Below are 18,196 nucleotides of genomic sequence, written 5' to 3' on the forward strand. Positions count from 1 at the left end.
GAGATCTTTTCTTAGACAGAGAGTATTAAAAATAGAAAAGACACTTATTTAAGTGTCTTTTTTTGTTTTTTAATTGATTTAGAAAATAATGCCTTTGCTTTTGGCTTCTCTTACTAATTCTATATCACTTCCGCCATCAATTTTAAATAACTCTTTTAATTGAATTTTTCTTCGTTCTATGGCGCTTAGAGAGATTGGTATGTATTGGGTTATCTCTCTAGTTTTGGTTCCCTTAGAGATGTGAAATAAAATTAGTTTGTCAAACTGATCAATTCCATCGATGTCATTTTCAATATGGCTTGACATTTTGATTATTGAATGACTGTAATAGATTTCACCTTTTAATACTTTGTCAAAACCAAAAATCAATTCGTCAAATGTCAAATCATTTTTTATGACTAGACCAGTAGGGTTAATAGTGTCTATTATGTTTTTTATTTTAAGCAATTCAGTATACATGGTGAGCAAAATAATTTTGCAATTGGGCATTATTTCCATGATTAGCTTTGCTAAATCTTCACCGGATTGGATCCCTTTTTCTGGAAAAGCAGGCATGCTAATGTCTAAAAAAGCGACATCAAAAGGAAGTACTTCCGGATCTGTTATAATCTCATATCCTGATTCGCAATCTTTACCTTGAGAAAAAGAATATTCATAAAGGTTAGGATTGTATCTTGTAATTGCGTTTTTATAACCATCGATGATAAAGGGATGATCATCTACTATTAAGATATTTTTCTTAATTAATGGCTCTATGTTTGAATCAACTATCATTTTGTTATAGTTTTTTGTATTTCTTCTATCGGCACAATTACTGTTATAGAGGTACCTTCCCCTTTTTTTGATTTTAGCTCCAGTGTTCCATTACATTCTTTCGTGCGTGATTTTATATTTTGTAATCCAATACCTTTTTTGGCTTTGGTTACATTAAAACCGATTCCATCATCAATAATTTTTACAATCAAATCGTTATTCTCTTCAATGATATCAACGTTTATAGCTGTTGCATTTGCATATTTGTTGCAATTTTGTAAAGATTCCTGAAGTATTCGGTATAAATTAATTTTAACGGCATTATCAATCAAATCCCATTTTATCGTTGTGTCAATTTGAAAAGTAAATTCAGATTGATATGTTTTCTTTTGCTCTTCAAATAAATTAGTGACTATTGCTACGAAGTTATTAATCAACTCTGACTTCTCTCTATTTAGATTATGTGAAATCTCACGTATATCTTGTTCTATATTCTTGAGTTCGGTTAAGTAATTTAACCTTTTTTCAATCCCAGAGTCATCCTTAATTTTGTTTAAACTGTCGAGATTAATTCGAACACCAAACATCCTACCCAAAACACCGTCATGTAGTTCTTGCGCAACTCTTTTTTTCTCTTTTATACTATTTATTTCTATAGTATTTTGTTGAGAAATCATTAAGTTGTATATGTCAGTATTGGCTTGTTGTTGCTGTTGCATAAATAATAACTCTCGTTGTTTAACTTTTTGTGCTTTAATGGTATATAGTAATGCGGCAAAAATTGCTAACCCAGCAAAAATAAATAATAATTTTTTGTTCTGATCTTCGAGACTATTGTTTTTGTCTATGATCTCATCAGTTTCATACTCTATTCTAGAGAACTTTTCTCCTATTTTTCGTTCTGCTTTTTGTAAACGATCATTAATATCGATGTACTCTTTAGAATAAGCAGAAGCATTTTTTGGATCTACAATACTCATTTGATTGAGGGATTCCAGAGTACTTCTTAAACGGTTAGAATTCCGAGACAAAGCAAGTGCTTGCTTAGCATATTGAATTGCTTTAAGAGTGTCTTTTTTAGCAGCAAAGTATTCAGACAAATGGGTTTTATTGATGATAACTCCTGAAGTGAGATGTAGACTATCCCTGATTTTAAGAGCTCTGTTAAATTGTTTCAGAACTTCATTAGATTCTTGGAGTTTAAATTTAGAATAAGCCAAATTATCCAATAACATGGCATATAATTTGGGTTTGTCTAAAAATAAATTTTTTTCTTGTAATCCTTTTTGAAAATAGACCTTGGCTTGATTATAATTTTTCAGGTTCAGATATACATATCCTATATTGTTTAAGGAGGTGGCTTTGGACTGGAAATCTAAAGGAATTGATTTATCGTCTAGGCTCTTTAAAGCTTTGTTATGATATTCTAATGCCTTAGTATATTCTTCTTGTTCGTTGTATAAAATACCTAACAGATTGTAGGCCTCGTAAAGTAACTCGTTAGATTTTTCTCTTTTTAGAGCTCGTAAAACTTTGAAAATAGTTATTTCGCTATTGAAAAAATCACTTTCATTGTATTGTAAATTAGCTTTGCTTAATAGTGTTTTGGCAAGATTATAATCGGCAAAACCAAAAATGCAAAAATTGCAAACAGGTTTGACCTCAAAAATACAAAAAGAAAGCTCTCAAATCGAGGATTAAAAGTACAAGAAGATTTTAGACCCGGACCACGAAGATTAAACCGTGATTGCGCTTCTAAACTCTGGAAAAAATTAGTAAAAAAATATTGGCTGGTATTGACCTTGATACATTACGCGAACTTTATGGACATACCTCAAAAATGATGACTATGCGTTATGCCAAAGTAGTAAAAGAAGTTTATCGTAAACAGATTTTGGAAAAAAGTCCAGATTTTTAATTTTATCCTTAACAAGGTAATATCAATGATTAATATTCTTCATCAAAGTCAAAAAATCATTTTGAAAATTGTTTCCTATAATAAAATTATCTACATTCACGTTTTCTTAGGAAAAAACTGTAATAAATACCACTCGTATTACAAAAGCAAAATCATCGTGATAAAATAATAGTTGATTTTTCTAGTAGCATTTAAAAGAATTTACTTTTCCATAGGCAATAAATTTTCCTAATTCTAGTCGATTTATTGATGATTATTGCGTAAATCATTTCGCTTGTTACTTCTGGATAGTAGCTTGATTTTTTTTATGTAATTTCCTAAAATCTGTCTGAATCTTATTAGTACATAATGCTTTGAATTTCAATAATTTCTCATATCAAACTTTTAAATAACTTAACAAAAAAAATGAAAAACAAATTACAAAGAATTGCAAAAGTGGCATTGTGCTGCTTTCTTCTTATTACATTGGGTTGCGAAAATGACAACCCATTGACTGCGGAAGATGCCAAAATGATTGAAGCAAAAAATTGGTTTAATCATTATGAATCTAATGGAATTAATTATGAATTATTTCAGAAAACACAATACGACTGGAATCAAGCAAAAATTACGAAGTCTCAAGATGGAACGGAAACTATTATTGTGCCTATTATTGAATTAAAACAAGATAAAAAAGAAATATGGGAACAGAAATTGTATCTTTATAAATTAGATACTGGTAATTACAAAGCACTCTTGTTTGAAATATATCCTGACAAGAATGCTGAAATAAGCAGTCAAACGATTGATGGAGGAGATTTTAATGGCTATATAACTACTTGGGACATAAAAACGGGGTTTGTAAGAGCTGCTAAATTTGTGGATAATCAGGTTGTAGAAAATGGAATTGCAAAACCACTTTCGATAGACAAAGTTACTGGTAAAGCACCGCCTGTCCTTCCCTGTCAAGATGGGGATTGCAATACTGGCGTCGGCGGCGGAAATCCAATTCCACTAAGACCAGTTATTATAACGGGTCCCAGTACTGGAACTCCGGTAGTATATATGCCGCGTAATCCTGTGACGGGCGGAACAAATACAGGTGGTTTTACTTCACCTAGCGGTGGCGGTGTCGGTGGCGGCGGTGTAACATTAATAATGCCTCCTCCACCAGAAATACCAATTTCTGATATTATAAAATTCTTAAGTTGCTTTAATAAATCTGCAAATGTAAATCTAACTGTTTATGCAGAAAATATGAATTTATCAAACAAAAATGTGGGACATGCATTTATTTCTATCTCACAAGGCAATAATACTATGGTTTTTGGGTATTATCCAAAAAATGGTGGAGGTCAAGCAATGACGGGGCCAGGTATAATGGGAGAAAATGGAGGACATCGTTATGATGTATCAGCCAACATGGGGCAAATTTCGCCACAAAAGTTGCAACAAATTATTACTTTATCAGAAAAATATCAGAATAGCTTTTACGATTTAGGTTTTAATAATTGTTCGGATTTTGCAACTCAAGTACTGAATATTGCAGGAGTTTCGTCATCAGGCTGGATTGATACTCCAAACACTGTTGCAGATATTTTAGCAACATTACCGAATCACACATCAAACTCAACTTACGCACCAAAAACACAAAGAACATGTCCTTAGTTATCAATATTTTAAAAATTGTATCAATAGTCACTTTTTTATTGATACCTGGATTGGACGAAAATACAGTTCCAAATTTTGCCTTTATAGCACTCTGTTTGTTTCAATCTTTTCATGATATATTTAATAATTCTATACATATATTTTGGGAAGGTCTTATTCTTATACCAATACTTACAGCTTTAGTTATTTTCTATAAAAGTAAAAACTATAAAATCTTGTTTATTTGTTTTTTAATTTTATTATTACCATTAACGTATGCAACTGGGCTAATAAAGAACTATGCCAGAATTGATTTTTGGTTTGTATTTACATATGGAACTTTTATAATAACATCAATAGCAGTGATACTATTAGCTCAAAAAAAGGATAATAGTGAAAAAATCGTCCAATAAGATTAGTTAAGAGAAAACACAAAAAAAACCGAAGCTCTCAATTTGAGAGCTTTTTTCATTAGTTTAAACAGGGTTTAAAACCTATTTAAATTTATAGTTTATCTTATGCAACATTATATCGGTATAACTGGCACTAAAATTAACCTGATTGTTTACTGTGCTTGTGGTTGAACCAGCAAAAGGATTATATAATGCTGGCTTGTTTACCATCCATTCACACAGCTCAATTATATGCGATTTATTAGATGTAAAGTATATATAATTCGTACCGTTTAACACATCAAGAACATCAAGATAGTCCTTTAATTTCCAATAATTCTTATACGTTCCAACCTCTGTACTTAAGTATGGTGGGTCAACTAAAAACACCACATTAGTATAGTCTTGGTACTTCGTGAACAATTCTTTGTAATCAAGGGATTCAATGACAACACCTTCTAAATAGTTTTCAGTATTATAATCACTCATTCTAACGCAATTATATAGCGTTTCCTTTTCCAGTTCTGCGTATGATTGCACATACTTCATACTAAATAGAACATTACTCGACAAAGTAATATAGTCAACATAGCCCGTTGTTTGTTCTTCCTGCAGTACTCTTTTGATAACCAAATCCCGTTCAGGTTCCACGATACGTTTATCTTTTGGACAGTTGGATACGATAGTCCTTATATCACTTATCAACCTATTGGTATGGCTGACATTGTCAAGACGCAACCTATAATTATCATAATCATTATACACCACTTTTGCTGATGGATAATGTTGCTTAACAGTGTGTGATAATAAGCCCGAACCGCCGAATAAATCGACGTATGTTGCATCATTTGGACAACCGCTTAATACTTTCTTAACTTGATTTAAAAACCGTCTCTTTTGCCCCATAAATGGTAGTGGCGCTTGTGTGAATTTTTTACTTTTTTGTGTCATTTTTTTAATTGAATATTTGCGTAATTGATTGTTTTACACTATCTTCATAGTATATTAGGAAGTGATTAATTACCTCTTTTTAGGTTAAAAGTTGCTGTTTCTTCTCTTAATAACCTATTAAGGTTTGTTCCTTTCCTCTACCTAAAATTTAATTTAATAATTAGCGACATTTATTCATGTTCGCTTTTTGATTGATGATTATTGATTGTATATTTGCATCTCTCAGGGTTAAAAAAACAAAACGCACTAAAGAGTCAGAAGACCTATGTCCTCCGACGACCTTTAGTGCGTCAAGTTTAAAATACCCTGAGAAAGTTTTTAAATGTCGGAGGACTATTTTTTACCCTCCTTTTGTATTGAATAATGATTTAAACCTATCTGGAAGTTTAAACTTTTTGGCTACCCAATTGAGTATAATAATTACTACAATCAGCAGGAATAACCAAACATAAAAGCCAAATTGAAAGCCTTTTACTTTAGCTACTTTCGCTTTCTTTGCCTTGCTTTTTTCGATCGCTTTTTTCTGTCCAACATCAACCTCAATTCTACCTTTTTCGACTTTAGATTCTTCCTTTTTTTCGATGGCTTTAGCCTCTTTGGTTTCAGTTTGGGTGTTGATTTCGCCTCCTTCTAAATAGATTTCTTCTTTCAAATTACCATCAACAAAATGTTTGTAATGAAATGGTATTCTATTCCCGGAACTATCCAGCTCCGAAACACTAGTTAAAACCAAATTACTATTGATGGCCAACTGATTTTTTTGCCAATCTAATTGATGCTTTACCGACTGCTGAAAGATAGAATCGAAATGCCTTTGCATTTCTTCGATTTCCTTTTGTCTCGAGGCTTCGACTGTAACCGTTTTGGTTTTACAACCTAAAACCAATAGTGATAAAGGTATGAGTATTGATAATTTCATATTTCTATTTAATAAATTTTACAATCGATTTAGACACCGCTTTAAGCGTGTCGGAATAATTTGGATCAGTGGCATAACCCGCTTTTGCAATTTCTTCAAAGAAGCTATTGTAGTCATGCTTTACGGTTAGAGCCTTTGCATATCTACTGTTTTTCAAAAAGAATTGCGCATGATCATTAAAGCATTCTTCAGGCGTTGGATACTTTCTAAAGTAATCCTTTACTACATACTTAAACATTTTGCGTCCCTTTCGCATTACTGGAGTAATCGATATAATTACCGGGAACTTCAAATCAGCTCTAGAACTGTACTCAGTAGTAGTTATTAACTGCTCATTACCGTTAATACCATCGGTATCTTTAACCCCAAAAAACATGTTTCCTGGTGCAACATCACCCCAAGCCGATTCAAGTGCCGCCTGTGTTAATGTTGCTACAGCTGAAATTCCTGTTTTAGCCTCCACTTTCTTTGCATGTGGCAGGTAATTATTTACAAATAGTTCTGGTTTCATATATTTTGATTGATTTTTACTTTACGCTTTCGTAATAAAATAGATCTTCTTTTGAGATGGCTGTTTCGCAGTGTTTTTCGCCTAGAATCTTATCTAGAAAAATACGCAGCTTAGTGTCTTTATCATACATAAAGAGCAATCCAGTAACTGCTGATATTGTTTGATACCACTTACCATATTTAATAAGTCCTGATACCTTGTACACATCGTTTAACATTTCACCCGCACCTGCATTTGCTAACCCGTCCAATATTAAATTTACACTTCTAAGTATTGGTGTGAATTGTTTAGAAAATGAGTAATCGAATTTCCAAATGTGTTTTGCTGATGTGTAAATCAGACCTAATGTAAACAGCAAAGGAAAAACCAGTATAGCTACGATAAACAGACCGATTTCTATAAATATTTTTTTCATTATTGTAAATTCATAATTATTAATTCTTTCACTGTCATTGGTTCACAGCCGTATACTTCTTTATCTAGAAGTGCCAATATATCGATACTTGCTTCTGCATTCAAAGCGCTTACAAATTCAGTCTTGATGCCAGTACGCAAATAAGCATTGTATTGATTGGTGTAGTGAGCATATAAAATTGCATACAATTGGGGATTCATAGCCTGTAAATAATCATCCGCACTAAAACGTTCCGATTTCAAAATCTGTCTTTGTTTTTGGGATGAAAAACCAACAACTGTTTCGTTACCATCACCCAAGAAAACAGGTTGCAAATCGAATGCATAAAGCTGTTTTTTCTTGGAGTAGGCTATTTCACCCGCCCAATCCATATAATGCACCGTTTTTTGAAGTCCTAAAAACACATTAGAATAAGCTTTTCCGTTGTGCTCATAGTTGCCAAAAACACGGCCATAAGTAATTCTAACTACTTCTTTCCCTTTTTTATCATAATATGATTTAGATACTTTTTGCCCTTTCATGTTATAAACGGGTTCCCTTTCTTGCAAAAAGGAAAGATTATCAAACGAGATGTCTGATAGGGTATTACCTAATGTTTGATATTGGTCCAAGTAATAATCTAATACTATTTTTGCGCTCATAATTATTGTTTTTTAAGTCGTTTCTACATACTTAATATTGGTGATGTCAAAACTTGTTATTCTGACTTGAATGTACATATCAACTTGTGCTTGAGTTACAAACTGCCGTTGTAACACACCATTTAAATACACAAACACTTCTCCAGAAACTCTTCTTATTTCACATTGTATTGGATAAATTCCTGATGTATAATTAGTAAAATCAACATACGCATTGTTCAGGTATGTCAGGAAATTAGGATTACCATAGTTGCTACCATAAACACCCGCACCATAAACAATACTTGAGTCACTGACTTTTATCAAACATAATCTATTATCAAAAGAGCCTACTGGAGATGAGGCAATTAAAGGTGATTTATCAATATAAAAAAGCATTTTAAAATTTTGTGCAGCAGGTATCAATTTTTGCCACTTACCAGTGCTTAAGTTATTGGCTACTTTTAAATGAGCCTCGCCTATCGTGTCTACATTTAAAGAGCCTGTTAAATTTGTCCAATCAGTAAGTATCGGTTTGTAAACCGTGCCCAATACGATTAACAATGCATTGTTAAAAGTAGCTGAGAGACCATTATTTAATGTAACATTAAAACGACCTTCAGCAGCACCTGTTGTCACATTTGCATGGACTTCATTGTCATTTATAAAAGTGGTGTAATTAACAGTTTGTCCATTAATAACCACGGTCATAGCAGGCGTAAAAAATGCGCCTTTAAGTATAAAATTTCCTGTAGTACTAGGCAAGTAGCTATCAGGTATCAGTTCATTCAAATATGGAGCTGGAGCAGTAGCAATTGTGTACATTTTCAAATTCCCATTCACATCAGTACCAAGAACTTTATTCGTCAGTATTTGTCCATCATTTCGAGTAGATGGGTAATTACTCAACTTTATATCTTTGCTCAAGAACTCCGTACTTTCAATAACATCCGCTGCAACAATTGCAGCTTGACCAACTCCAAAGCTTCGCCCTCGCAAAAGAAGTTTAAATACCCGCCCTGTATCGGTTGTTTTGTATTCTACAATTTCATTAGCTCCAACGACAAGTACAGGAGTTAAGGCATTTAAGTACGTTACAAATCCTGCCACATCTTGACTAGACAAAGCAGTCGATAGAATAGATTTAACTGTTGTTATAATATTCGTCAAACTTGAAAGTTTAGTAATTTCAGCCGCATTAATAAGTCGCTCACCCGCTGCTTTATCAACTTTGTTAGTTGAAAGGCTATCATACAAAGCTTTTAAACTTTTCCCCATTTCAGCCGTCAAAGCCTTTGTGGTTCCGCCCGTAGTCAAATCATTAACTAATATTGTACTGATTGAAGTTTGCACCGTTTTGATAGCGTCAACAAGTTCCTGAACTGTGTCAAGATTAATGTCATTTGAAGTTAGCAACGTATTGATAGCAGTGATTTGCGTTTTTAATGTTTTCACCGTTTCGGCACTCGCTAAGGAACTGGAACCTCCCGTGGTCAAATCATCAACAATGTCGAGATATTGGCTTGCTAATTTGATGTAATCGTTCAGTGGAGCATAACCACCAGCTACGCCTTTTTGAGATTTGTCTTCTTTGGCGTTAAACAAATCGGCATGAGCGCTTGTATCCGTTTTGTGTGCGTTAAACTGATCGTTTTCAGTCTTTGCATTCAAAACCTCTGTAAGCCCTGAGATCGAGCTTTGCGGTATTGGTTCGTTTTTATTATAAAAGCTACTCCAAGTCGCCCAAAATTGCGCTTGCGTAGGTTTCTTACTAGTCATAAACCAGTCGTATATTTGTGCTAGTGTTGCCATATTATTTTTAACAATTAATTAATTTATAGAGCCACTATTGCAAAATAGAAGTCTAATGCTTGTACCCCTCCAACATCGTTGACACCTAAAACAAAACTAGTTTCTGTTCTGGTGAAAATAGTCCAGGTTTCACCTATGTCTATACTTCTATTTCCATTTCTTCCATGAAGACATCCCAATACCATATAGTTTGATGTACCCACATCTGGAAAGCTAACATTCCTAGTTATTTTACCATCCGGGTCTCCAATTGTTACCGACCCCTTATACAAGAATGGATTAGTAATGGTTGGTTTATTATGAATATATGCATCAGATAACGGATCAGTTACATTCCAGTTACTTGCTACATTCACTTCTGCGCCTGCTGCTATAGTCGCTAATTTTGCTTCTGCAGTCGTCAAACGAGTTAAAATATTATCAGTAGTCGTTTTATCGGCTTTTAAAAATAAAGCAGCTATTAGTTCCTTAGTCTCCATTGGTCGTTTAAAGTCACTCCAAAGCCATGAGGTTTCAGCAGTCCCAAATGTGGCATAACGAATTGTGTGAACCGTCTTAATCTCTGAATTTTCAAAAGGTCGATTTACCTTTTGTTCAATAATAATTACACTTGATGTTGGTGTAACCGCTCCAGCTTTAAAAGCCAATAATTCTCCATTTACATACACATAACCGTCGCTAACATTAGAACCCGATGTAACGCATCCCGATATAATGGTGAAGTTACCCGCCAAAGCTCCATAAGCGTTAAAAATTGAATAAGCCGTTTCTAGTTCTTCTAACCGCTCAGCGTTTAAAGGAAATCCGCCCGTTTGTACAAAATTCGTTTTATTCATTTGTAATAATTTTATATCTTTTACCCGCTACCCTATAAAACTCAATGTGAGCTATCAAAGAGTCTTTTTGTGTATTATAAATTTCTAAAGGCACATAGACTATAAAGTCCAAACCTGTGTCAGCCGTTTCGGCTTCCGTTCTTAAATAAATTGTTTTATTCTCAGCTTCAGTATATAACCAGATCGTTCTGTCTTCCGCCTCTGTATAGATGTAAAAAGTATCATGCTCTAACCCGTCAGTGATATAAATACGCCTTTCAATTGGGTCAAATTTGTCATTCAAAGAACCTCTCGAATAACATATTTGCCCTGTATGTTCTAGCTTATAAATGTTCTCTATTCGCCAGTTGTACCATTTGTAATAAATATCATTTATCGGTCGTAGTAGCACTTTTATAAACTGAATAGAAATTACATCACGCCATTTGTTGGGTAAATTTTGAACCCCATAGACATTCCAATTAATATCAAACCACATAATTAATATTGTCAAATGTTACTATTTCGAAATAACCACTTACAGCTACTTTCGAAATGAATATAGGCTGTGGAGTTGCGTAACCATTCAGTTCAGGGTCTATCCATGAACTTTCAGCGCTTAATATTGTAGCATCCAAAACACCTGGTACTTTTTGCATTTTATCCACTAGAGCCGAACGCTTCAAATCACCATCAAAAGGAAGTTCTTTCATAAATTCCTGAATAGCCTCTCGAACAGGATAATTAGCGTTTAAAATGCTCATTCCGCTTTCATTTAAAACTAAAGCATCTCGTTTAATTTGAATATTTAAATAAAGCTGATCAGCCTTATAATTAATGATTGTTATTTTGCCCGGGTATTTTATTTCTTTGAAATATGCTTTTATCGCTATAACTTGAGAAGGGTCAGTAAAGTCAGTTAAAACACCATCAACCTCTCCAGCTATTTTTATAATTAGCCTGCTTTCGTCATCTGATTCATTTACAGCAGCGTATTTGATAATTTTAGAATCTTCAATTTGTTCTTGTGATGCTGTGCCATTATCAAAATAATCTTTATCAGCAACAAGGTCAAAACCGTATTGAAACTTCAAAGCCATTTCTCTATACCATGATGGTCTGCCTGATTTTTGATTGTATATTTTTGTATCAATTTCTACAGTATGTTGGTCGAAAAAAGTTTCGTGAATCCATATAGCTGTTGCCACTATAAATGTGAATAGCCTAAAAATAGCGTACTTACTTGACGATGTTAACGCCGTTGTCAACGTATCATCTGAAGCAATATCCGCTAACATTAAATTTTGTATTTGTGCTACAGTTCTAGCCATTATTGTACTATAAAATTGTTTTCAATTATCCAATATCCAATACCCGAATTCCCTTCTATTAAGGCTATGTGTTCTTTGGTTAAAGCCGTTGCTGGTTCAACCTTGTTTGTTGCGAAATAATTAACCACTTCTTGATTACCATAATCTTTTGATGGAATCTGAATAATTTGTCCAGCATATAAATCCGTGGTAATACTGATATTATTTAGAATGGCTATTTCGACCAGAGCTCCAATAGTTCCACAATGCCTAACAGCGATATCTGCTAAAGTTTGATTATGTAAGGCTATTATCTCCATCGTCTAATTCAAATTGTTTGTAAAACTTTTTATTGATAATTCGGATTAATGTCTTCGCATAACGGACACCTAAACTGTCTAAATTTTCCAAAAGACTAACTAATAATTGCCAAATAATACCCAGTAAAACCGCCCAATACAACCATGCAAAAGGATCTAATTCCATATCCATTATTTTGATAAAATCAGCATTTTTGGCAAAAGTGTTTAAGATGTAAATAGGCACTAAATAAGTAGCTATTTTTAAAATCATTCTACCAAACTTTCGACTTTCGTGTCGTTCGCCTCTTTTGAGCGAAGCTTGTACTCCTGTGTACCATTCTGAAACCAAAAGGACAACGTAAGCAATTAAAAAAAGGTGATTGAACCCAAACAAAAAACTAACAATTGAGAATATAAAAGCCAAGATTAAATCGATTTTAATAATTGAAGTTGATGTATAAATGAATCCGAAAGCACTCTTTGTAAAATCACCTAAGGAGACAAAACCGAATCCTTTTAAAAAATAATTTATCATTCTTATCATATTTCAATGTTTAAATTCTCAATTCCTTTACTGGTGTCAATCGTTGCGTTGGTGTAACCATCATAGTTTAACTGAATCTTTAAATCACGTTTAAACTCATCTGCAGTAATTGTTTTTTTGATATAATTGATAGCACCAAAACCTGCTAAAGGGAACTCTTTTAATTCTCCTGGTTGCAAGTCAAAAATATCCTCAACGTGTTGCTGATCACTTTGTCCTGTGGCAAAATCACCATTGGCAAATAATAAATCACCGCTTTCGTCTCTCAATATATCCTGTCTCATCTTTAACTTATTGTACCCGTTCCAGTTCCAGTATGATTAGCAGCACTTCCAGTGGTAATCACGTTTACAGTAACCGTTCCAGACTTTATGTAATTTTTAATTGCTAGTAGCAGTTTTTGTGCATATTCTACTTTAGCCGTTTCATAATCTATTGCCCGACTCATTTCATCCTGCAGATTTACTATTTCGTCAATAAATACAATATCATTTAATGCCATTATCCTAGTAATTGATTCGTTTTTTGTTTTAAATCTTTAAATACCAATTTATCTGCAGCGGAAAATTGTCCTGGTCCCGATGGTGTCGTTATTATTGCTTTATTCATTTGGTCAAAAGCATCGTTTAAAATCGATTTAAGACTCACACTTCCGCTTTTAATCTTAAACTTGCCATTGTTTATTTCAAATATCAAATCGCCTATTTTAACAGTTACTTTTTCAATTTCAGAAACACCAACTACAAAAGCATTATCTTCATTCTCTAGGCGGCCAATAACTACTTTTGAGCCTACTTTAGGATACACTGTAAACTGGCTTTTTGAATCTTCAATTATAGCGTTAAGCCGAACATCTTCATAATAATCTACAGTGCAAGTATCATTTTCAACAGCTTTTACCGTTCCAACAGTTAAGGTAAATTTGCCTTTATTTTTACGTGAGCTATGGATAGCTTGTTTAAACATTTCCTCAAATTCACTCATAGTTTATAACTTAAATTATTGGCTCTCTTAATACCTTCAGAACCGTTAACATCGATGGTTACGCTTTCTATAAAATACCTTCCATCTTGATGCCTGTCTTTGTAATATGGCCTATACAATTGTGCTGAATCTCCTGGCTTAGTTCTAGGGTAACACCATCCGTCTAAAGTTCCCTCAAAGCCATCATAGGAAACACTTGTTTGTTGTTTATTGGCCCATAATTGAAGTTCTGATTTAGTCATATTTGGCCAAAGCTTCATTTTCTTTTCATCACCTCCTTTTTCACCTACAGATATTGAAAGTATTTTGCCGTCTGCTTGTTTACTTTCGACAGTTAGAAATATTGGTTTACTTTCCTTTTGTTCAAATTTCAAATTACTACCACGTCGTACATTCTCACTAAAATTGAATTTATGAACTGTTTCAGCTTTAAAATCCACGATCATTCCAACACATAGTGTCGTTGGGTTTTTAAAGTAAGCTCTGATTCCTGCTTTGTCTCGAAGCTCTTCAAGAACATTGTAAGGAGTTGCATCTTCTATTAGCCACTTTCCGATTGAGTAATCACCATTACATTCAATCTTATATTTGGCGGGTAATACGGCTTTCAAAATATCAATTAACTTTCCCGACTTTATAAATTTGGTTATTCTAGGAGCTTTCTTGAGTTGAAACATTTCGTCTTCACATTCTAAAAGCAAAGGCATTTCAGCGCCTATTTTAGTGATGTATCCTTCGAATTCATTTTGCAGGTCACCATCGTACCCAAACTCAATTTTTATAGCATTCCCACGTTTCATAAAATCCAAAATAGATTTACCCGCAATATTGATGGCTTTACCCACTTCATCAACGGCATTACGAAACTCCCTAGGTAATTCGATTTTGGCATTATTTGCAAGAACTTGTACACTTGATTCTATGTGAATCGATTGGCAAACCGTAAACTCTAAATTATCAGCAATGGTTATTCTTATACTGATATTGTGATACAAATAATTCATTAACTATTTGGTTTCAAAAGTGTGAAATTGACTGCCTTTATTGAACTTGCATTGATGGTAAATTGTATAGTGTCCTGGTAACCTTCAACAGCCGTAAAATTGATTGATCGGAAATACAAACTATCGATGTCTTTTTCTTCAAATTGCTTCCCTATAACCTTAACCACGCCATTATATTTCCAATTTCGATTTAAACGACGTATCTCATCTGTTGGATAAATTCTGTTGTCTAAATCAATCAAAATGCCATTAATAGTGATATCCCACGGCTTTGTTCCCCATCTTTCAATTACGATCGGATCATCGTCATTGACTTCGGTTTCAATCAGAGACTTTTCTTGAGAAAAACCGATCAATAAAGGAGGCGCAAAAACATTGCCTCTGTCGCCATGTAATACGGTCGAAAATTCTAAAGCTTCTTGCCCAGGAACAACCATTTTTACATAGTCCACACTCCCATCTTGAATAGGGAAATATTGAAAATTGTAATCTTTGTTTTTAGTTTTTTCAACAAATACTTTTTCAATAGCCGCTCCCGCTGCCATCATTCCAAAAGCGGCCGCATAGCGTGCTACCAAATCGATCGTTATGTTTGACGGGAAAGCAACAACGTCATTAAAGACGTGTTTGTAAGCATCTGTTATTGGCATTATGTTGGATTTATTGGAGCTACTATACCTTTTTCAATCAGCCACTGCACTTGTGCCCATTTTTGAGCCCAAACATCATCATCCAATTGTTCCGGGAAAGGCAAATGCAAGACGTGGCTAATCATTGCATCAATTTTAAAAATCATGTCTTTATCAGCATCATTTATCAGTCCCGGGCAATCGTCTAATACTTTTTTATCTTGCCTTCTCTAATTGGAATCAGCTGGGCTAATTCGCTTACACAGGTTAAAAACAATGCATCATCTGCAAGTACCTGGTCTTTATCTGTCAGCAAACAGTTTTTAACCAAAATCTCTTGTGCCTTTGCGGGATTTACGCTTTGATACTTCAAGTATTGCCCCATAGTTCTACGATCGGGAATGCAAACGATCACGTCCAATACCTCGTTACCGTCATCATCCAGCGGTAATTCAACTCGTCTTAATTTGTCGACACCGCCGACTTTTTCAATTATTTCTTGACTTACTTCTTTTTTGACTTTTGCCATTATATTTTGTGTTTAAATTTGATTTAAAAAAAGCCCTCCCTATCAGAGGGCTTGTTAAAAAATGAAAAAAAATGAACTTGGAATTATGCCGCTACGTTCAATTCAACTGATAAAGCGAACATCGTGTATTCTTTTTTAAGCCCCATTTCGCCAGTAACCTCTCGGCCCTCGTTTTGGAATTTCATTAAAACCCTATCCGTTACAATGATGTTATATTCATTCGTAAAAGTCATGATCATATAAAATGGTGGAATATCTAAAATACTACCACCTTTAGCAGCTAATTCAAGAGGTACGATGTCATGCATCATAATACCTATTGTACAGCTTGGTGTTTTTTTGCCACGACTCCAACTGCTAGCATTCGAACTAAGACCAAAATTCAATTGATGTTCTTGCTCATTACCATAAGTTGCCGAAGTAATTTCAAGAGGCACTCCATTAATGAAACATTCTGAATCAGCACTATCGTAAGCTTTACCGTTTCTTGTTATTTCTGCCATTATTGCTTAGCTTTAAGGTTAATAGTTCCGTTTAAATAGCCCAGTACACCAGTAGGTTGCACGTTAAAAGATACCTTCAGCTCTTTTGCAACCAACAAATCACTATTCGGGTCAATGGTCGTTTTACCCGCAGATATTTCGACAGCGTTCTGCATATCGGTAAATATGTTGTCGCCAATGGTTTCCAAACTCACACGCACACCTGTTGGTAGTTTACCCGCTGCGTTAACCGGATACGTTTTTTTAACCTTAGGTAAATAAGCGGTTCTTAACTGTCTAGCGCAGTCGTCCATAACACGGCCGTAAGCAATTGTATGCTCGTTGATGTTGCCTTCAGCATCTATTTTAATAGGTGCGCAAACGTGGTCGTTATTGATACGGACTCCCGCTAGACCAGGATAAGTAATACCAAACACATATCCTTTATCTTCAAAAGTTTGCAATTCAGCATAAACTTCTTTATTGGTTTTATGGTTCGATAGTCCAGGAACCAACCAAGCAGACTTTCCGGCATTGGTTAAATTGAATGCCTCGTTATCTCCAATGTTTTGATTAATTCCAGCAGCCGCACATATCCCCAAAATTGTACCTACATCGGCAAATTTTTGGGCTATTCCTGTTTTAGTTTCAGCGTATTGCCAGTCTTGGCCAATAACCATAGTTACTTTTGTTGCCTCAACATTTTCAATATCTCTCAAGTCAGGAACTACTGCAGCCGTGCCACTCAAGCCATAACCCTCAACGAATAAGTGTACTGGCATAAATTGATTATAAGCCCATTCGGCCGTACCTTGTGCTTTTGGAATTGACCCGAAAACATCCGGTGGCAATCCATCAACAGCCACACCAATAACCGTTGGGTTTAAAGCAATGGCCACTTGTCTAACCTTGTAAGCGGCATCAACCAGTAAACGTTTTACTTTGTCGCCAGTAGTATCTTCAGTAATGGTTATCAACGTTTCCGTTTGAGGTACTAACATTACATTAAGCTCAACACCTTCACCGGCACCTCTGTAAAATTCTCGCACGTGGCGATATACGTTTACATTGTTTGTCTTGTCAAATTCGGGGGTAATACCATTTTGTTCGGCATCGTACAAACCGTACAATTGAACCGTTTTTTTAAACGGTAAAAGAGTATTGACAGGCGAACTCACAATGAGTCCTGAAATTCCCCTGTCGTTGTTTTGCCTATTGGCTCCAACTTTCCCTTTTTTTATTTTTGCAGCATCTAAATTTGCCATCGTTTAAATTGGTTTTAAATTTACTTTTGGGTGTCGGTGTCTGCGTTTCCGTTTCCTGCCACTGGTGGGTTAGTTCCTTCGGTTTTTGCACCAACCACCTTAATAGCTTCTATTAGTTGTTTTTCTTTCCAGCCATAAACTGATATAACAGATTTACGATCATCACCTGCAAACGCCGCCAATTCTTGCAATGAAGTAACCGCTTTGATTTTAGCAATAGTGTCATTGGCGTTTAGCTCTTTTGTTTCTGTTTTTTCAAACTTGATAAGCTTTTCACCTGCCTTTATACTCAAACTTCCAATTTTTTCAGACGTAAAAAATTCGCCTGCTGGACTTGCAAACAACACTTCGTGGGATGTAGAAGCAAAAAGCTTATCAGCTTCTTGCTTCAGTGTAATTTTATCTATCATTT

The 18,196-nt window shown here is 34.5% G+C and carries 25 protein-coding genes and 1 pseudogene; 2 read left to right on the forward strand and 24 right to left on the reverse strand.

Going from position 1 to position 18,196, the window contains the following annotated elements:
- Positions 1-78: 78 nt before the first annotated feature.
- The 3 genes and pseudogenes from OZP08_RS04720 to OZP08_RS19695 all read right to left on the reverse strand — a co-directional run.
- Positions 79-774 carry a response regulator gene (locus OZP08_RS04720; protein ID WP_268848563.1) on the reverse strand — a complete coding sequence of 232 codons (696 nt, stop codon included), beginning with the start codon at positions 772-774 and terminating at the stop codon, positions 79-81.
- Complete coding sequence (locus OZP08_RS04725) at positions 771-1,988, reverse strand: sensor histidine kinase (RefSeq protein WP_281323132.1); 1,218 nt, start codon at positions 1,986-1,988, stop codon at positions 771-773. The genes OZP08_RS04720 and OZP08_RS04725 overlap by 4 nt, the downstream gene beginning before the upstream one ends.
- Before the next feature lie 78 nt (positions 1,989-2,066).
- Positions 2,067-2,423 (reverse strand): annotated as a pseudogene (locus tag OZP08_RS19695) (tetratricopeptide repeat protein); the annotation flags it as partial.
- Positions 2,424-3,076: 653 nt separating this feature from the next.
- On the opposite strand from OZP08_RS19695, the gene OZP08_RS04730 reads away from it, so the two are divergent.
- The gene (locus tag OZP08_RS04730; RefSeq protein WP_281322894.1) at positions 3,077-4,318 is read left to right on the forward strand and encodes a hypothetical protein; all 1,242 of its coding nucleotides are present in this window, start codon (positions 3,077-3,079) and stop codon (positions 4,316-4,318) included.
- Positions 4,309-4,713 carry a hypothetical protein gene (locus tag OZP08_RS04735; protein ID WP_268848163.1) on the forward strand — a complete coding sequence of 135 codons (405 nt, stop codon included), beginning with the start codon at positions 4,309-4,311 and terminating at the stop codon, positions 4,711-4,713. The genes OZP08_RS04730 and OZP08_RS04735 overlap by 10 nt, the downstream gene beginning before the upstream one ends.
- An 81-nt stretch (positions 4,714-4,794) precedes the next feature.
- On the opposite strand, the gene OZP08_RS04740 is transcribed toward OZP08_RS04735, so the two are convergent.
- The 21 genes from OZP08_RS04740 to OZP08_RS04840 all read right to left on the reverse strand — a co-directional run bounded on the left by OZP08_RS04740 (position 4,795) and on the right by OZP08_RS04840 (position 18,194).
- Entirely contained in the window at positions 4,795-5,643 is an 849-nt protein-coding gene (locus tag OZP08_RS04740) for a DNA adenine methylase (protein ID WP_281322893.1), read from the reverse strand.
- A 340-nt stretch (positions 5,644-5,983) separates the two neighbouring features.
- Positions 5,984-6,562, reverse strand: coding sequence for a hypothetical protein (locus tag OZP08_RS04745; RefSeq protein ID WP_268848160.1), 579 nt, complete (start codon positions 6,560-6,562; stop codon positions 5,984-5,986).
- A 4-nt stretch (positions 6,563-6,566) separates the two neighbouring features.
- Positions 6,567-7,073, reverse strand: coding sequence for a glycoside hydrolase family 73 protein (locus OZP08_RS04750; protein ID WP_268848159.1), 507 nt, complete (start codon positions 7,071-7,073; stop codon positions 6,567-6,569).
- A 16-nt stretch (positions 7,074-7,089) separates the two neighbouring features.
- Positions 7,090-7,488, reverse strand: coding sequence for an ATP synthase subunit B family protein (locus tag OZP08_RS04755; protein WP_268848158.1), 399 nt, complete (start codon positions 7,486-7,488; stop codon positions 7,090-7,092).
- A complete protein-coding gene (locus tag OZP08_RS04760) occupies positions 7,488-8,129 on the reverse strand; it encodes a hypothetical protein (protein WP_268848157.1) in 642 nt (213 codons plus the stop codon). The genes OZP08_RS04755 and OZP08_RS04760 overlap by 1 nt, the downstream gene beginning before the upstream one ends.
- A 12-nt stretch (positions 8,130-8,141) precedes the next feature.
- Complete coding sequence (locus tag OZP08_RS04765) at positions 8,142-9,920, reverse strand: hypothetical protein (RefSeq protein ID WP_281322892.1); 1,779 nt, start codon at positions 9,918-9,920, stop codon at positions 8,142-8,144.
- 23 nt (positions 9,921-9,943) lie between these two features.
- On the reverse strand, positions 9,944-10,756 hold the full coding sequence (locus OZP08_RS04770; protein WP_268848155.1) for a hypothetical protein: 813 nt from the start codon (positions 10,754-10,756) through the stop codon (positions 9,944-9,946).
- Positions 10,749-11,234, reverse strand: a complete 486-nt coding sequence (locus OZP08_RS04775; protein WP_268848154.1) for a hypothetical protein — start codon at positions 11,232-11,234, stop codon at positions 10,749-10,751. Before OZP08_RS04775 ends, OZP08_RS04770 begins: the two co-directional genes overlap by 8 nt.
- Positions 11,224-12,066, reverse strand: a complete 843-nt coding sequence (locus OZP08_RS04780) for a nucleotidyltransferase (protein WP_281322891.1) — start codon at positions 12,064-12,066, stop codon at positions 11,224-11,226. The genes OZP08_RS04775 and OZP08_RS04780 overlap by 11 nt, the downstream gene beginning before the upstream one ends.
- Complete coding sequence (locus tag OZP08_RS04785) at positions 12,066-12,365, reverse strand: LysM peptidoglycan-binding domain-containing protein (protein ID WP_268848152.1); 300 nt, start codon at positions 12,363-12,365, stop codon at positions 12,066-12,068. Before OZP08_RS04785 ends, OZP08_RS04780 begins: the two co-directional genes overlap by 1 nt.
- Positions 12,343-12,882, reverse strand: coding sequence for a phage holin family protein (locus tag OZP08_RS04790; RefSeq protein ID WP_268848151.1), 540 nt, complete (start codon positions 12,880-12,882; stop codon positions 12,343-12,345). Before OZP08_RS04790 ends, OZP08_RS04785 begins: the two co-directional genes overlap by 23 nt.
- Positions 12,883-12,887: 5 nt before the next feature.
- Positions 12,888-13,175, reverse strand: coding sequence for an oxidase (locus OZP08_RS04795; protein WP_268848150.1), 288 nt, complete (start codon positions 13,173-13,175; stop codon positions 12,888-12,890).
- Positions 13,176-13,177: 2 nt separating this feature from the next.
- The gene (locus OZP08_RS04800) at positions 13,178-13,393 is read right to left on the reverse strand and encodes a hypothetical protein (RefSeq protein ID WP_268848149.1); all 216 of its coding nucleotides are present in this window, start codon (positions 13,391-13,393) and stop codon (positions 13,178-13,180) included.
- A complete protein-coding gene (locus OZP08_RS04805) occupies positions 13,393-13,875 on the reverse strand; it encodes a hypothetical protein (protein WP_268848148.1) in 483 nt (160 codons plus the stop codon). Before OZP08_RS04805 ends, OZP08_RS04800 begins: the two co-directional genes overlap by 1 nt.
- A complete protein-coding gene (locus OZP08_RS04810; protein ID WP_268848147.1) occupies positions 13,872-14,879 on the reverse strand; it encodes a hypothetical protein in 1,008 nt (335 codons plus the stop codon). The genes OZP08_RS04805 and OZP08_RS04810 overlap by 4 nt, the downstream gene beginning before the upstream one ends.
- Positions 14,879-15,529, reverse strand: a complete 651-nt coding sequence (locus OZP08_RS04815) for a DUF6046 domain-containing protein (protein ID WP_268848146.1) — start codon at positions 15,527-15,529, stop codon at positions 14,879-14,881. Before OZP08_RS04815 ends, OZP08_RS04810 begins: the two co-directional genes overlap by 1 nt.
- Positions 15,529-15,654: a hypothetical protein gene (locus tag OZP08_RS04820; RefSeq protein WP_268848145.1), complete on the reverse strand. Its 126-nt coding sequence runs from the start codon at positions 15,652-15,654 to the stop codon at positions 15,529-15,531. Before OZP08_RS04820 ends, OZP08_RS04815 begins: the two co-directional genes overlap by 1 nt.
- Positions 15,655-15,713: 59 nt before the next feature.
- Positions 15,714-16,037, reverse strand: coding sequence for a hypothetical protein (locus OZP08_RS04825; protein ID WP_268848144.1), 324 nt, complete (start codon positions 16,035-16,037; stop codon positions 15,714-15,716).
- Between the two features lie 83 nt (positions 16,038-16,120).
- Positions 16,121-16,540, reverse strand: coding sequence for a hypothetical protein (locus OZP08_RS04830; RefSeq protein WP_268848143.1), 420 nt, complete (start codon positions 16,538-16,540; stop codon positions 16,121-16,123).
- Positions 16,540-17,784, reverse strand: a complete 1,245-nt coding sequence (locus tag OZP08_RS04835; protein ID WP_268848142.1) for a DUF2586 family protein — start codon at positions 17,782-17,784, stop codon at positions 16,540-16,542. Before OZP08_RS04835 ends, OZP08_RS04830 begins: the two co-directional genes overlap by 1 nt.
- A 20-nt stretch (positions 17,785-17,804) precedes the next feature.
- Positions 17,805-18,194, reverse strand: coding sequence for a hypothetical protein (locus OZP08_RS04840; RefSeq protein WP_268848141.1), 390 nt, complete (start codon positions 18,192-18,194; stop codon positions 17,805-17,807).
- Positions 18,195-18,196: the final 2 nt, after the last annotated feature.

Source organism: Flavobacterium aestivum, assembly GCF_026870175.2.
Lineage (GTDB): Bacteria > Bacteroidota > Bacteroidia > Flavobacteriales > Flavobacteriaceae > Flavobacterium > Flavobacterium aestivum.

Bases quoted from the DNA above. Each gene is read 5' to 3' on its own strand.
- OZP08_RS04720 (WP_268848563.1), bottom strand. From the start codon at position 774: ATGATAGTTGATTCAAACATAGAGCCATTAATTAAGAAAAATATCTTA.
- OZP08_RS04725 (WP_281323132.1), bottom strand. From the start codon at position 1,988: ATGTTATTGGATAATTTGGCTTATTCTAAATTTAAACTCCAAGAATCT.
- OZP08_RS04730 (WP_281322894.1), top strand. From the start codon at position 3,077: ATGAAAAACAAATTACAAAGAATTGCAAAAGTGGCATTGTGCTGCTTT.
- OZP08_RS04735 (WP_268848163.1), top strand. From the start codon at position 4,309: ATGTCCTTAGTTATCAATATTTTAAAAATTGTATCAATAGTCACTTTT.
- OZP08_RS04740 (WP_281322893.1), bottom strand. From the start codon at position 5,643: ATGACACAAAAAAGTAAAAAATTCACACAAGCGCCACTACCATTTATG.
- OZP08_RS04745 (WP_268848160.1), bottom strand. From the start codon at position 6,562: ATGAAATTATCAATACTCATACCTTTATCACTATTGGTTTTAGGTTGT.
- OZP08_RS04750 (WP_268848159.1), bottom strand. From the start codon at position 7,073: ATGAAACCAGAACTATTTGTAAATAATTACCTGCCACATGCAAAGAAA.
- OZP08_RS04755 (WP_268848158.1), bottom strand. From the start codon at position 7,488: ATGAAAAAAATATTTATAGAAATCGGTCTGTTTATCGTAGCTATACTG.
- OZP08_RS04760 (WP_268848157.1), bottom strand. From the start codon at position 8,129: ATGAGCGCAAAAATAGTATTAGATTATTACTTGGACCAATATCAAACA.
- OZP08_RS04765 (WP_281322892.1), bottom strand. From the start codon at position 9,920: ATGGCAACACTAGCACAAATATACGACTGGTTTATGACTAGTAAGAAA.
- OZP08_RS04770 (WP_268848155.1), bottom strand. From the start codon at position 10,756: ATGAATAAAACGAATTTTGTACAAACGGGCGGATTTCCTTTAAACGCT.
- OZP08_RS04775 (WP_268848154.1), bottom strand. From the start codon at position 11,234: ATGTGGTTTGATATTAATTGGAATGTCTATGGGGTTCAAAATTTACCC.
- OZP08_RS04780 (WP_281322891.1), bottom strand. From the start codon at position 12,066: ATGGCTAGAACTGTAGCACAAATACAAAATTTAATGTTAGCGGATATT.
- OZP08_RS04785 (WP_268848152.1), bottom strand. From the start codon at position 12,365: ATGGAGATAATAGCCTTACATAATCAAACTTTAGCAGATATCGCTGTT.
- OZP08_RS04790 (WP_268848151.1), bottom strand. From the start codon at position 12,882: ATGATAAATTATTTTTTAAAAGGATTCGGTTTTGTCTCCTTAGGTGAT.
- OZP08_RS04795 (WP_268848150.1), bottom strand. From the start codon at position 13,175: ATGAGACAGGATATATTGAGAGACGAAAGCGGTGATTTATTATTTGCC.
- OZP08_RS04800 (WP_268848149.1), bottom strand. From the start codon at position 13,393: ATGGCATTAAATGATATTGTATTTATTGACGAAATAGTAAATCTGCAG.
- OZP08_RS04805 (WP_268848148.1), bottom strand. From the start codon at position 13,875: ATGAGTGAATTTGAGGAAATGTTTAAACAAGCTATCCATAGCTCACGT.
- OZP08_RS04810 (WP_268848147.1), bottom strand. From the start codon at position 14,879: ATGAATTATTTGTATCACAATATCAGTATAAGAATAACCATTGCTGAT.
- OZP08_RS04815 (WP_268848146.1), bottom strand. From the start codon at position 15,529: ATGCCAATAACAGATGCTTACAAACACGTCTTTAATGACGTTGTTGCT.
- OZP08_RS04820 (WP_268848145.1), bottom strand. From the start codon at position 15,654: ATGATTAGCCACGTCTTGCATTTGCCTTTCCCGGAACAATTGGATGAT.
- OZP08_RS04825 (WP_268848144.1), bottom strand. From the start codon at position 16,037: ATGGCAAAAGTCAAAAAAGAAGTAAGTCAAGAAATAATTGAAAAAGTC.
- OZP08_RS04830 (WP_268848143.1), bottom strand. From the start codon at position 16,540: ATGGCAGAAATAACAAGAAACGGTAAAGCTTACGATAGTGCTGATTCA.
- OZP08_RS04835 (WP_268848142.1), bottom strand. From the start codon at position 17,784: ATGGCAAATTTAGATGCTGCAAAAATAAAAAAAGGGAAAGTTGGAGCC.
- OZP08_RS04840 (WP_268848141.1), bottom strand. From the start codon at position 18,194: ATGATAGATAAAATTACACTGAAGCAAGAAGCTGATAAGCTTTTTGCT.